Below are 13,660 nucleotides of genomic sequence, written 5' to 3'. Positions count from 1 at the left end.
ATCCTGGGCGCCCCGTTAACCACGCTGGCCGAACGCAGGCTTGAAGCCGTGGGCAACCCGGCAGGACGCCGGGTTAGCCGCCCCGCGCCATGGATGGCGCGTGGCGGCGGCCCACGGATTCAAGCCGGAGTGAGGGAACACCGAGTCCAAGCGAGGTGCCGAGTGGTGGGGTAAGAGCGTTTTGCTTACTTTTGCGCTCTCAAAAGTGAGCCGCTGTAAGAGCGGAACCATAGGTGGCCGTTACCGCAAGAATGGATATGTACTCGGACTAATCCAACATCCTGGTCGACCCAGCCAGGTTCACTCTCCACAGGTGCAACGTCGCACCACAGTTGTGTAGATACCTATGCCCATCGCGGGCAAGCCCGCTCCCGCAGTGGCTCTGGGTACGCACAGATCTGGCATATACCCATCAAACCTTTAGGCGCAAGGCTTGCTCGCGATGGCGGTGGATCAGGCGCCATTGATGTTGAATGTGCTGGCGCTATCGCGAGCAAGCTCGCTCCCATAAAGGCATCCCACAGAAATACTCCACCCAGAAAAACCAGGCCGTACGCTTGGGGCAAGCCTTTTTGGTTACGTTGGCGAGTGGATGCGCGCCGTGAGGGGGGTCAGAACGCGTCCATCAGCAGTACCTCGCACTCCCGGGCCTGGTACTGGTTGATCTGCGGCACCAGCCGGCGGAAGTGTTCGGATTGGCAATGGGCGTCCAGCGCAGCCTGGTTCGGCCATTGTTCGACGAAGACAAAATGCCCCGGGTCGTGTTGGTCGACGAACAGGTCGTAGGCGATGCAGTCGGGTTCCAGGCGGGTTTTCTCCACCAGTTCGGCGTACCACGGGCGCACGGTGTCGATGTGTTCGGGCTGGATGAAATCCTGGGCAATCACTTTGAGCATGGGTTCTTCCTTGGGGGGTAGGCCCGTCGTCCGTGCCGACGGGCAGGGGGTAATGTCAGGCCGCCACGTCATTGGCTTCGAAGCTGTCGGCCCGAGCCATTTGCCACATCCGTGAATAGAACTCGCCGTTCACTTCACCGGTCAGCAGTTCACCGGGCTTGAGGAACACGTGCAGCTGGGAGAACAGCTTGATCTCGGTGGCCGACATGCGCCGTACCAGGTGTTTGGCTGACAACTGGGAGGGGTGTTCGAGGCCGGCGGCGGCGAGCATTTCCGCCAGGGCCTTGAGGGTGCTGCGGTGGAAGTTGAACACCCGCTGGGCCTTGTCCGGCACCACCAGGGCGCGCTGGCGCAAGCTGTCCTGGGTGGCGACGCCGGTCGGGCATTTGTTGGTGTGGCACGACTGCGACTGGATACAGCCGATGGCGAACATGAAGCCGCGGGCCGAATTGGCCCAGTCGGCACCGATGGCCAGTACGCTGGCGATGTCGAAGGCGCTGACGATCTTGCCGCTGGCGCCCAGCTTGATCTTGTCCCGCAGGTTCAGGCCCACCAGGGTGTTGTGCACGAACAGCAGGCCCTCGCGCATCGGTACGCCAATGTGGTCGGTGAACTCCACGGGCGCGGCACCGGTGCCGCCTTCCTTGCCGTCGACCACGATGAAGTCCGGGAGGATGCCGGTTTCCAGCATCGCCTTGGCAATGCCCATGAATTCCCAGGGGTGGCCCAGGCAGAACTTGAAGCCCACCGGTTTACCGCCCGACAGCTCACGCAATTGCTGGATGAAGTGCATCATTTCAATCGGCGTGGAAAACGCACTGTGGCGCGACGGCGAGACGCAGTCTTCGCCCATGGGCACGCCACGGGTGTCGGCAATTTCCCGGGTCACCTTGTGCTTGGGCAGAATCCCGCCATGGCCCGGCTTCGCGCCCTGGCTCATCTTGATTTCGATCATCCGCACTTGCGGGTTTTGGGCCTGGGTGGCGAAGCGCTCCGGGTCGAAGCGGCCATCGGCCGTGCGGCAGCCGAAGTAGCCGCTGCCCAGTTCCCAGGTCAGGTCGCCGCCGTGTTCACGGTGATAGGGGCTGATGCTGCCTTCGCCCGTGTCGTGGGCGAAGTTGCCCAGTTTCGCGCCCTGGTTCAGGGCGCGGATGGCGTTGGCGCTGAGGGAGCCGAAGCTCATGGCCGAGATGTTGAACACCGAGGCCGAGTACGGCTGGCTGCACTGCGGGCCGCCAACGATCACCCGGAAACTGCTGGGGTCGGTCACCGGGGCTGGGCGCATCGAGTGGCCGATGAATTCGAACCCTGACTGGTAGACATCGATCAGGGTGCCGAAGGGTTTGTCGGCGCTTTCATTCTTGGCGCGCGAATAGACCAGTGAGCGTTGGGCCCGGGAAAAGGGCAGGGCGTCGCTGTCGGATTCCAGCAGGTACTGGCGGATTTCCGGGCGGATGCCTTCCACCAGGTAACGGATATTGCCCAGGATCGGGTAGTTGCGGCGCACCGCATGGGGACTTTGCAGCAGGTCGAAGATACCCAGCAGGCTCAGCAGGCCGGTGACGATGGTCAGCGGCCAGACCCACTCATACTGTAGGAATGGCAGGCTGGCGAGGGTGAAGATGACACACAGGGCAAAGAAGGCGTAGCGGCTCAGGAGTGACAGGCTCATACGGGTTCCTTGGGTTCGGACTCATCAAGTTCGGCACAGTTTTCTGTAGCAGCTGTCGCGCTGCTCGACAGCTGCTACAGCTCGGGATTTCCTTGTGCCTGCAGAAATATCGAAAACAGCTCGGACTGGGATTTGATCCCCAGCTTGCTGTAGATGTGTTTCTTATGGACTTTCACGGTTTCGGCAGAGATTTCCAGCTTACGGGCGATTTCCTTGCTGGAGCAACCGCTGAGCATCCAGCGCCCGACATCCAGCTCGCGGGCGGTCAATTGCGCGCCTTTGATCTGTTGCAGCGACGCTTCCAGGCGCACGCGCCAGTCAGTGTGCTGAGCCGGCGGCTCAGGCCTGGCGGGCACCTCGCTCTCATAGGGCAGGCGTTGGCGCAGCAAACTCAGGACCCACGGCTGGATCAGCGACAGCAGGGCGATCTGCTCGCTGCTGAAACGTTGCTGGCTGCCCAGCGACAGGCACAGGGTGCGCTCGCCCTCGAGCTGGCAATTGAACTGGATTTCATCGGCCACCACGTTCAGGCGAAAGTAGCGCTGGTAGTACTCGGTCAGTTCGAAGTGCTCGGGCGCCACTTCGGACAGGCGATAGAGGCCGGTACGCGCCTGCTCGCGGCTGGCGATGTAGAACGGGTCCAGCAGGAACAGGCCCATCAGGTAGTCCTGGAACAGTGGGTCGGGGCTACCGTCCGCACTCGGGCATTCGCCGAACACCTGGGGCCGCTGTTCCCCGTCGTACAGCACCACCACCCAACTGTCGAAGCTCAGGTACTGGTCCAGCAGGCGCACCAGTTGGGTCCAGAAATTGGGTTTGTCGAGGGCATCGATCAACTGCCCGATGGAGCGGTGCCAGGCGATATCCTGCAGCGAGTGATTCATTCAGCGTTCCCGGTCGGCTCACAGCCTGAAGTTGCCGAACATACTGGCCCAGACAGGCGGCAGGGGCAATCGGTGGGGGCGTGACGCACCCCTGGCGCCCGTGGGATCCTTGGGCTCTTTGTGCCAAGGCCGCTGAGTGTCCATGACCGATTCCGTTTGTGTTGAGCCCCCTGTTATCCGCATCGCCGCTGCACTGTTGATTGGCCCCGATGGCCGCACCTTGCTGGTCCGCAAGCGTGGCACCACTGCGTTCATGCAGCCGGGCGGCAAGATCGAAGCCCATGAGCAGCCGGTGCAGGCCCTGGCCCGCGAGCTGGAAGAGGAGTTGGGGTTGCGCATCGACACGGCTCAGGCCCGTTACCTGGGACCGTTCTGCGCGCCGGCGGCGAATGAGCCGGGCTTTGTGGTCGCGGCTGAAATCTTCCTGCTGCAGATCCGCCAGGACGTTTGCCCGGCGGCGGAAATCGAAGAAGTGCTGTGGATCGATCCGCAGGTGGAGCCGGATGTGTCGCTGGCGCCATTGACACGGGACCTGATCCTGCCGTTTTATCGCCATTCACTGAAGGCTCCGGCCTGACCCATCACTGACAAGGACTGCCTGATGATTACCCTCCAAGACCTGCTGATTTTCGCCGCGGCGTCCTTGCTCCTGGTGCTGACACCGGGGCCGAACATGATCTACCTGATTTCCCGTTCGATCTGCCAGGGGCGCAAGGCCGGGGTGATCTCGCTGGTGGGTGTGGTGGCGGGTTTTTTTGTGCACCTGTTCGCGGCGGCGGCCGGCTTGACGGCGGTGTTCCTGGCGGTGCCGATGGCCTATGAGGTGCTGAAGTGGGCGGGGGCCTTGTACTTGTTGTGGATGGCCTGGCAAGCGATCAAGCCCGGCGCCCGCTCGCCGTTCGAGGCGCAGCAACTGGCGCCGGACTCTTCACGCAAACTGATGCTGATGGGCTTTCTCACCAGTGCCCTGAACCCGAAGATCGCGGTGTTCTACCTCTCGGTATTTCCGCAGTTCATCACCCCTGAGCACGGCTCGATTTTCTTCCAGAGTATTGCCCTGGGCCTGACCCAGATCAGCGTCAGCTTTACCGTCAACCTGCTGATCGCGCTGTTCGCCGCGGGCATCGCCAGCTGGTTCGTCAACAACCCGACCTGGCTGGCAGTGCAGCGCTATTTCATGGGTTTCGTCCTGGCGGCCCTGGCGGTACGCCTGCTGTCTGAACCCAAGCGGATGGTGTAACGCGCCAAGCGTCTAGCGCACCACACTGACCCCATCCAGGGTGGAAAACGAGGTGTCCTTGGCCGTCAGCAGGAAGTCGCGCATGTACGGCGCATCCAGCATGTCGGCGCGGATGCCGGCGTACAGCGTGGCGAACAGGCCCTTTTCTCCCAGCCGCTTGGCCTTCACATAACCCCGTGAGCTGTACTCATGCAGGGCCCAGTGGGGCATGCCGCACACGCCACGTCCGCTGGCCACCAATTGCATCATCATCACCGTCAGCTCCGAAGTCCGGACCTGAGCCGGCTCGATGTCGGCCGGCTCCAGGAAGCGGGTGAAGATGTCCAGCCGATCCCGTTCCACTGGGTAGGTGATCAGGGTTTCGCTGAGCAGGTCCTCGGGCACGATGTAGGGCTTGCTCGCCAGGCGATGCTGGTTGGCCACGGCGAGCATGGCTTCGTAGGTGAACAGCGGCACGTAGGTGATCCCGGCCAGTTCCAGCGGGTCGGAGGTCACCACCAGGTCGAGGTCGCCACGGGCCAGGGCCGGCAGCGGGGCGAAGGAAAAGCCCGAGGCCAGGTCCAGTTCGACTTCCGGCCAGGCATCGCGGAACTGGTCGATGGTCGGCATCAGCCATTGGAAGCAGCTGTGGCATTCGATCGCCATGTGCAGGCGGCCGGCGGTGCCACCGGCCAACCGGGCGATGTCGCGCTCGGCCCCGCGCAACAGCGGCAGGGTGGCGTCGGCCAGTTGCAGCAGGCGCAGGCCGGCGCTGGTGAAGCGCACCGGCTTGGTCTTGCGCACGAACAACGGCATGCCCATGCGCTCTTCCAGCTCCTTGAACTGGTGGGACAGGGCCGACTGGGTCAGGTGCAGGCGTTCGGCGGCTTCGACCAGGCTATCGGCTTCACGCAGGGCGTGCAGGGTCTTCAGGTGACGGATTTCGAGCACCGTGGCCTCCATGAATAAATTTTGTGATGAACACGAAAAGGTTGAGTTTGTCTCATGATGGCCAGGCTGTCGACAATAGGCCCATCATTTATTCAGGAGTTAAACGCCATGGCCTTGGCCCACACCCTCGGTTTTCCCCGCATCGGCGCTGATCGCGAACTGAAAAAAGCCCTCGAAGCCTATTGGAAGGGCGACCTTGATCAAGCGGCCCTGCAAGCGGTCGGCCGCGACCTGCGCGCCCGGCACTGGCAGTTGCAGAAAGAGGCCGGCATCGACCTGTTGCCGGTGGGCGACTTCGCCTGGTACGACCAGGTCCTGAGCCATTCGCTGACCTTCGGGGTGATTCCCCAACGCTTCGACAGCACCCGTGATGACCAGGGTCAACCGACCCTCGACAGCCTGTTCGCCATGGCCCGGGGTGCCACCGCCACCTGCTGCGGCGGTGAGCATGCCCAGGCGCCCTATGCCCAGGAATTGACCAAGTGGTTCGACACCAACTACCACTACCTGGTCCCGGAATTCAGCGTCGACCAACAGTTCACGCTGAGCTGGGAACAACTGTTCGATGAAGTCGACGAAGCCCGCGCCCTTGGTCACACCGTCAAGCCGGTGATCATCGGCCCACTGACCTACCTGTGGCTGGGCAAGACCAAAGGCAATGACTTCGACAAGCTCGACCTGCTGGAACGCCTGCTGCCGGTGTACAACGAAATCCTCGGCCGCCTCGCTGCCCAAGGCGTGGAGTGGGTACAGATCGATGAGCCGATCCTGACCCTCGACCTGCCACAGCCCTGGAAGAGCGCCTTCGAACGCGCCTATCACATCCTGCAGTATTCGCCGCTGAAAAAACTGCTGGCCACCTACTTCAGCGGCCTGCAGGACAACCTCGGGCTGGCGGTCGGCCTGCCGGTCCAGGGCCTGCACATTGACGCGGTGCGTGCGCCCGACCAACTGCTGCACGTGCTCGATCGGCTGCCGACCTACAAGATTCTCTCGGTGGGCCTGGTCAACGGTCGCAACGTCTGGCGTTGTGAACTGGAACCGGTACTGGCGCAACTGCAAGTGGCCCAGGAGCGCTTTGGCGACAACCTGTGGGTCAGCAGTTCGTGTTCATTGCTGCACAGCCCGGTGGACCTGGAACGCGAGGACCAGCTCGATCCGGAACTGAAAAGCTGGCTGGCCTTTGCCGTGCAGAAGTGCGGCGAGATTGCCGTGTTGCGCGATGCCCTGAACGACCCGCAGTCGCCCAAGGTGCAAGCGGCATTGGCGCAAAGCCGTGCCGTCCAGGCCAGCCGCGCCCAGTCGCCACGCATTCACAAGGCCCAGGTGCAGGCGCGGGTCGAGGCCATCGGCGACAGTGACAGCCAGCGCCAGTCGGGCTTTGCCCAGCGCATCGAGCAGCAACGGGCACGCTTGCAGCTACCGGTCTTCCCGACCACCACCATCGGCTCGTTCCCCCAGACCGGGGCTATTCGCCTCGCTCGCCAGGCGTTCAAGCAGGGCAAGTTGTCGGCCAACGATTACACCGATGCCATGCACAGCGAAATCCGCCACGCCGTGCAGATCCAGGAACGCCTCGGGTTGGATGTGCTGGTGCACGGTGAGGCTGAGCGCAACGACATGGTCGAGTACTTTGCCGAGCAGTTGGACGGCTATCTGTTCAGCCGCTTTGGCTGGGTGCAGAGCTACGGTTCGCGCTGTGTGAAACCGGCGATTATCTACGGCGACCTCAGTCGTCCGAAAGCCATGACCGTGGACTGGATCACCTATGCCCAAAGCCTGACCGACAAGGTCATGAAAGGCATGCTCACCGGTCCCGTGACCATGCTGATGTGGTCGTTCCCCCGGGAAGATGTGTCGCGCAAAGTCCAGGCGCAGCAGTTGGCGCTGGCCCTGCGCGATGAAGTGCTGGACCTCGAACGGGCCGGGATCAAGGTCATCCAGATCGATGAAGCGGCGTTCCGCGAGGGCCTGCCGTTGCGCCAGGCGCAGTGGCAGGAATACCTGGATTGGGCGGTGCAGGCATTTCGCTTGAGCGCGTCTGGGGTGCGCGATGAAACCCAGATTCACACCCACATGTGCTACAGCGAGTTCAATGACGTGATCAAGTCGATTGCGGCGATGGACGCCGACGTGATCACCATCGAAACCTCGCGTTCGGACATGCAGTTGCTGGAAGCCTTCAAGGCCTTCGACTACCCGAACGATATCGGCCCTGGGGTGTACGACATCCACTCGCCACGAGTGCCGGACACCCAGGAGATGGTCAAGTTGCTGACCAAGGCGGTGCAGCGCATCCCGGCCGAGCGGCTGTGGGTCAATCCGGACTGCGGCCTCAAGACCCGGGCCTGGCCCGAGACGGAAGCCGCGTTGGTCAACATGGTGGCAGCAGCGCGCCAGTTGCGCAGTCAGTTGGCTTGATGCATGGCAGGAAGAGAGCGGGCGAACCCGCTCTCTTGTCGGTCAAAGGTTCTCGAAATGAATCAGCGCGACTGAGTGTTTAGCGATATCGGAGTAGGGAAGGTTGGGTGCGTCGGCATGGGTGGCAAACCGGTGCTCGGGTAATTTCAGGTGGGCTTTCTCGAATGCCCGCAAATCAGGGGTGGCCTTGGTGTAGTGGAAGTGGGCATACCACAGCACCTGGGACGGAGTTTGCGCCAGGTCGTGGATTTCGTATTCCTGCAGGTAGTCGATTCGACCATCCTTGCGTTTGCCCAGGTTTTTCATCGGGCTGGTTTTACGGATATCCACCGCGTTTTGGCGGGCCAGGTCATCGAGCATGCCATCGGTCGGGTTTTTGCTGCGCAAGGTCTGTTGGGTGCGCAGTTGCCTGCCCTGGGCGGTTAGCGCCGCGGCCTTGTCCCGCAGACGGCTTAAGATCGTGTTGTCTGGTGCCACTTGCTCGATATGCCGCGCACGCAGGAGCAGTTCGTTGGCTTCGCTGAGCATCATGTGCTCCAGGTCCACCGGTAGCATGTCTTGCGCTGCATAGGCCTGGACTTTGGCCTGGTAGCTCGCTTGCGATTCCAGCCGCTGCCGGGCATCGCTGATCAAGGCGTCCAGATTGTGTTGAGCGATGCGGGACGTTTGCGGCGGCGGGTTGAGCAGGCGAAACCGCTCATGGCTGCCTTGTTCCCATACTTCGGTGTATCCGCCCTTGCCCGTGAGGACGTATTGCCGCGTTTGGGTGGTCGGCTCCCAGCGCTCGGTGCCGATCAGCAACTGATTGTCTTCTGTGGTGAACACCTTTTTTTGCCGCTGCCCCGGGATGGCGGCGGATGTCGGTTGAGCGATGGCTTTGCGGGCACGCTCGGCCATTTTTTCGAGGCCCTCGATCAGCGGCGGCACGGCCTCCAGGTGAAAGTGCTGGGGATAGCTGGCGGTCCAGACGTTCATTTCGCGTCGGAATTGGGCATAGGCATCGATGCAGTCCTGCAGTATCTGATTGCGCTGCGCCTTGGTGGCGCTGGTTTCCGGCAGGCTGAATTGGCTGAACAGGGCGCGATCGACCCGGGTGCGCAGAGGGTTTGCCCGGGTCTGCAGATACAGCCAGGAGACTTCGCTGGCGGAGTCGAAGCGATTGATCACTTCCAGCAGGTGCCCCGTTTTCAGGTAGAGCCTGTTGGCGGCACTCAAGCGCTCGGTCAGCATCCTGGCGGTTGGAATCAGTTGGCTTTTCTGCGCGCTGACGGTCACGCGCTCAAGCCATAGATGGAAGTCCAGCAGTTGAGCGTCGATCGTGTCCAGTTCGCCAATGAAGGCCAGGCGTATTGTTCTGATGGTCTCGAGCGCACGCAGGCGTTCGGTCAGCGCTTCGTCCGGCAGGGTGTCCAGGTGGCGAATGAGTTCATCGGTGCGATTGAGCAAGTCAACGGCTCTGTGATTGGAAATGTACAGGCGCTGCTGGAACCGATCAGCCAGTATCAGGGCGTCATTACTCTGTATCTCCAGGAGCGTGCGGCGCTTGTTGCCGTGCGTCAGGGGGAGTAACTCAACCAGCGTCTGGTAGTGCCGGGTGGCCATTTCAATGTCGACTGTGCAGGCGGCTTCGGCGACCTGCCTGAGTGCGGGACGATTGTCTGCGGTGCTGCTGTTGTACTGATCAAGTGCGGTGTTGGTCCGGGCGACCTGGGCATCCAGTTGCGGGGCCAGATCGTCGGCGGCCGCGGTCAAGGTGTGATGTCGACGAAACACCCGGTCGGTCCACCAGCGTGGCAATCGTTCGCGAATTGCCTCTGGCCAGATCGGATCGAGCCCGTCGGCCAGACGCCCCAACACCGCACCGCCACCGAGCCCGCCACCTTCGAACGTCACGCCGTGGGCATGGTAGTAAGTGTCCCAGTGACCTGCCTCATTGAGGCCGATGGGTTGCTTATAGGTTTTGCGTCGCGTCCCGCTCAGGCGCCAGTTCCTGGAGTCCGTGCTCCACTCGATCTGGTAGATGCGCCCCTGGCGGACGATGAAATTACCGTCTGCGTGGCGGTAGACGTTGCGGTACATACCGTCGCTACCCGGTTGCAGGCTGGCCAGGCTGATCGGTTGTTCGTACTCATACCCGAGGAAACGCTCCACCGCCTGGCGGGCCGGACGCTGCAACGGTGTATGCAACGCTGCGGGGTCTTTAACCAAGGCTTTGAGCTGGCGAATTCGCGTCAGCGCGCGAGCCCTGGGGGCCGCGCTGGAGCCGACACCCGCGGCGGGAAAGATGTCCATGGCGGCATCAATCAGTGATAACAGGACTGACTCCACTTCAGCCAGGCCTTGGCCGACATCCCCGCGCAGGAATGCCGCGACCGCCAGGTTGGCGGCGTCCCAGGCATCGTATAGCGCCAGGGCGCTACCGACGAAAGGCACCATCCCCACGGCCATTTTCAGGTAATTGAACATCGCGCCTGACTTCAGAGCGCAGAGTTCAAGGTACAAGGCATCGTTGCTGCGTGCCGTTGCTCGATGGGCTTCTATCAACCGCCCCATGTGGACATTGAGCAAATGGGCGGCCAGTGAAGTGCTGGCCGGCCAGGGCTGGCCCGTGCCAATCAGTGCGTCGAAATTGTTCAGCTGTGCCTGCTTGATGCGGCTGACATGGTGGGCGAAGTTGCCTGTCAGCGCGCGCCCCGCCAGATACTCGACCATGGGTTCCTGCACGCACACGTCGAACAGGCGTTGACGGGCCTGTTCCAGGCTCGGGAACTGGCGCAGGTACTCGCCGTCTGGGCTGTCGGGCAAATAGAGGAGCGTCAGGCCGCTGATCTGCTCCTCTATGAAGGTGACGCCCGACAAGGTGCTTGGGCCTTCAGAGGGCGTGTCCGCACCGCCAACGGTCAAGTGCGCCGGTATCAGTACGATTCTTTTGCCGCCGGGGGCATAGGCCTGCGCAGACGCCGCGTCGATTGCGATCTCAAGTACTTGCCGGCCGCCGGCATCGATGTGCCGTTGCAGCTGGGCGAACTCACCCTGCAGTTTGAGCATCAGGCGCCAGGGTTCGACCAGGCATTCTCGACGATGTTCGTTACTGAAGGCCGCTGCGTGCGGCAAGCCAATGAAGGTTTCGCGGATCAGTTGTTCGTACTTCGCGGCCAGGTCGAGCTCGGTCACGAGTGCGCGCAGATACTGGGGATTGATGCCGGTGCTCAGTGCCTTGCGGTCTGTTTCGTCATCCGCGCTGATCACGCAGCGCATGAGCGACAGCCGCCACCACAGGGGCTGATCAATGTTGCGCTGTGCCAGCTCGACGAGCGACAGCGGGCTGCGGCCGGGGCTGGCGACCAGGACACTCTCCTGGGGGGTACCCGGCGCGGCACCTTGTATGACGCGCTTCTGCCAGGTGGTTGAGTCGGGCAGGTCGAGCACCACCGCAAACCCGTGCTTGAGGTTGAAGTCCTTGCGCAGGCGCGTTTCGAGGTGTTTGTTGCTGAAGTCCGCGCGCGGTGGCAGGTCGCGCTCGAGTATTTCATGGGAGCGCTTCATGGCCGCGATGTAGGCCTGGATCAGGCGCTTGAGTTGCACGCGTTGATCGCCGGCAAGTGCCTTGAGCCACTGCGGCAGCGCCTGGGTCAGGGTATCGCTGCGATGTTGCTCGAGGTGTCGGGCGTAGGCCTGGTCCCGAGCCGCCGATACCGGCACCGTCAATGTGGCAAGCATCTGCTCACGCAGTTTCTCCAGCGCAAGTCTGCGTTGTGCGGCGTGGGCGGGCAGGGGGTTGTTTTGGATCAGTTCAATGACCTGCTGCTCACAGGCGTGGAGCTGATTGTCGAGCGCGTACTTGAAGGGGGCACGACTCAGTGCGGTCACGTGCAGTGCAAATACGCGCTCGCCCGAGCCAAGTTTGAACAGCTCCTGCTCCAGGGCTTGGCGAGAGGCGAAGCGTTGCAAGCCGCCAAAGTGCCCGGGCCAATACAGCAACTGGCCAGGGGGTGAAAGGCCGTCCTCGGCAGAGGGGTGAGTGATCAGCAGCACCTCTTCCAGCTCCCGGGTGTGAGGGGGGCTGTCTTGGGGTGTCTGCTCGCGACTCGATAGTGTCAATCGGGCAACCGTGACGTGCGGATGAGGACTCAGCCGATCCGGGTCATCCACGATGGCGGTGATCAGGTCATGCTCGGCAAGGCTGATCTGGCCCAGGCACCATTGAATCTCGGCCTCGGCGCGCAGGCCGCGCAGGCGCGCCTGGTAAAGGGCGGTGTAATGCGGGTTGGAAGGGTGGCGCAGTTCGAGCAAGTTCGAGGCATCACGGCTGTCCAGCAACGCCGAAGCGGCGTCACGGCTGGCCTGCTGCGCGGCGTTCAGTGCGTCGAGTGCCTGCTTGAGTTTTTGCAGTTGTGGATCATTGGGGTCTTGTGCAAAACGCTGCTCGATGGCGGCGCATTGCTGGGCCAGCGAATGCCGGCGCCTGCTCATGGGAATATCGGGGTTGAGCAGCCCAAATAGCGGGGCTTCATCGCTAGCAGTGTCCCCTTGAGTCGTGATCGCCAGCGCTGGCGGTGCGCTGAACAGCGGATCTGTACGATGCGTTTGCTCCAGTTGCTCGACGGTGTCCAGGGCGTAGGCTGCGTACTCGGCAATGTCGTCGTCACGGCCCTTGATGGCGCTGAGCATCTGCACCGTGAGTCGGTGCGCCAGCAACTGCGCGAGCCCTGCATTCAACGCTGTTTCTTGCAGGTTGTAGGTGATGCGGTTTTCAGCAGCGCTTTCGGATACGCCGAACACCTGCTGCTGATGTTCGATCAGCCAGTCTTCCATCTCCGAGCGCTGCCGGAAGCGCTTCACCGCGGGCTGCTGCTGCGGCAAATACAGCAGTTGAGTGGCCAGTTGCTGGGCCTCGCGGCTGATCACAAAGGCGCCGGGTAGCGGGACGACGCGGGTGTCGCTGCGCGTGAGGGTCAGTTGTTCGGTGCAGATGCGCTGGCCGGCAACCTCGAGTGCTGCGTCCGGCGGATTGAGGGCTGCCAGAAACCAAGCCAATTGCTCAGTGCTCAGGGCTCCCTGAGCAAACGCCAACTGGCCCGCCGCTTCAAAGTGCGAGCGGTACAGGCGGGCAGCCAGATCGCGCCTGGACAGCGGTGTGCCGGGCGCACGGGCGCTCCAGTAGTCGTTCCAGAGCGTGGTCAGCTCTGCCTTGAGGTCCAATGCCTTGAATTGCTCCAGCAGTTGCGCACTGGGTGTGGCAAAGAGTGGGTGATCGCGGTGGATACCGGTCAGTTGGCTGCCAGGGATCAGAGCGGTGTCCAGTTGCGGATGCTGCAGCATGAAGGCACAGGCCTCGCTCAGGCTGGACCTGCGAGTCGAGCGCTCTGCGGTGGCGTGAAACAGCAGGCCGGCCTGCTCACCCTCCAGGTTCCAGGTGCGCTTGAGCCATTGATTGATGGCCGCGCGTACGGTGGGCGTGCGATCCATGAGGCTGAGCATCTGCTCGTGGCTGTCGCGGCAACGGGACTCCGCCGTCAGGAACAGGTTTTCATCCAGGGGCGCAGTCAACACCCGTGAGGTGGGGAGGACTGAAGCGGGGACAGGGTTTTGGTCAATCAGTGTGTGGGGCATGGTG

General features: G+C 62.4%; 8 protein-coding genes. 3 read left to right on the top strand and 5 right to left on the bottom strand.

Going from position 1 to position 13,660, the window contains the following annotated elements:
* Positions 1 to 611: 611 nt before the first annotated feature.
* From H7995_RS25695 to H7995_RS25685, 3 genes are all read right to left on the bottom strand, one after another.
* A complete protein-coding gene (locus H7995_RS25695) occupies positions 612 to 896 on the bottom strand; it encodes a putative quinol monooxygenase (protein WP_166590051.1) in 285 nt (94 codons plus the stop codon).
* A gap of 55 nt (positions 897 to 951) precedes the next feature.
* The gene (locus H7995_RS25690) at positions 952 to 2,568 is read right to left on the bottom strand and encodes an FMN-binding glutamate synthase family protein (RefSeq protein ID WP_166590050.1); all 1,617 of its coding nucleotides are present in this window, start codon (positions 2,566 to 2,568) and stop codon (positions 952 to 954) included.
* A 74-nt stretch (positions 2,569 to 2,642) separates the two neighbouring features.
* Positions 2,643 to 3,452 (bottom strand): helix-turn-helix transcriptional regulator, encoded by an 810-nt coding sequence (locus H7995_RS25685; RefSeq protein WP_185819099.1) that lies wholly within the window; start codon positions 3,450 to 3,452, stop codon positions 2,643 to 2,645.
* A gap of 142 nt (positions 3,453 to 3,594) precedes the next feature.
* Here H7995_RS25685 and H7995_RS25680 point away from each other — a divergent pair, with 142 nt between their 5' ends.
* Entirely contained in the window at positions 3,595 to 4,029 is a 435-nt protein-coding gene (locus H7995_RS25680; RefSeq protein WP_185819098.1) for an NUDIX hydrolase, read from the top strand.
* 24 nt (positions 4,030 to 4,053) lie between these two features.
* Positions 4,054 to 4,692 (top strand): LysE family translocator, encoded by a 639-nt coding sequence (locus tag H7995_RS25675; protein WP_182342124.1) that lies wholly within the window; start codon positions 4,054 to 4,056, stop codon positions 4,690 to 4,692.
* Between the two features lie 12 nt (positions 4,693 to 4,704).
* Here H7995_RS25675 and metR read toward each other — a convergent pair whose 3' ends face one another.
* Complete coding sequence (gene metR, locus H7995_RS25670) at positions 4,705 to 5,622, bottom strand: transcriptional regulator MetR (RefSeq protein WP_166590046.1); 918 nt, start codon at positions 5,620 to 5,622, stop codon at positions 4,705 to 4,707.
* A gap of 108 nt (positions 5,623 to 5,730) precedes the next feature.
* Here metR and metE point away from each other — a divergent pair, with 108 nt between their 5' ends.
* On the top strand, positions 5,731 to 8,043 hold the full coding sequence (gene metE / locus H7995_RS25665) for a 5-methyltetrahydropteroyltriglutamate--homocysteine S-methyltransferase (RefSeq protein ID WP_185819097.1): 2,313 nt from the start codon (positions 5,731 to 5,733) through the stop codon (positions 8,041 to 8,043).
* A gap of 42 nt (positions 8,044 to 8,085) precedes the next feature.
* On the opposite strand, the gene H7995_RS25660 is transcribed toward metE, so the two are convergent.
* Positions 8,086 to 13,596 (bottom strand): dermonecrotic toxin domain-containing protein, encoded by a 5,511-nt coding sequence (locus H7995_RS25660; RefSeq protein WP_425312254.1) that lies wholly within the window; start codon positions 13,594 to 13,596, stop codon positions 8,086 to 8,088.
* Positions 13,597 to 13,660: the final 64 nt, after the last annotated feature.

Origin of the sequence: Pseudomonas kielensis (genome assembly GCF_014236655.1) — a bacterium.
Taxonomy (GTDB): Bacteria; Pseudomonadota; Gammaproteobacteria; order Pseudomonadales; family Pseudomonadaceae; genus Aquipseudomonas; species Aquipseudomonas kielensis.
The sequence above is the reverse complement of the archived record's forward strand: the minus strand, read 5'-3'. Positions and strand labels throughout refer to the sequence as shown.

Excerpts from the sequence above, each read along its gene's own strand:
- H7995_RS25680 (WP_185819098.1), top strand. The coding sequence starts at position 3,595 with ATGACCGATTCCGTTTGTGTTGAGCCCCCTGTTATCCGCATCGCCGCT.
- H7995_RS25675 (WP_182342124.1), top strand. The coding sequence starts at position 4,054 with ATGATTACCCTCCAAGACCTGCTGATTTTCGCCGCGGCGTCCTTGCTC.
- metE (WP_185819097.1), top strand. The coding sequence starts at position 5,731 with ATGGCCTTGGCCCACACCCTCGGTTTTCCCCGCATCGGCGCTGATCGC.
- H7995_RS25695 (WP_166590051.1), bottom strand. The coding sequence starts at position 896 with ATGCTCAAAGTGATTGCCCAGGATTTCATCCAGCCCGAACACATCGAC.
- H7995_RS25690 (WP_166590050.1), bottom strand. The coding sequence starts at position 2,568 with ATGAGCCTGTCACTCCTGAGCCGCTACGCCTTCTTTGCCCTGTGTGTC.
- H7995_RS25685 (WP_185819099.1), bottom strand. The coding sequence starts at position 3,452 with ATGAATCACTCGCTGCAGGATATCGCCTGGCACCGCTCCATCGGGCAG.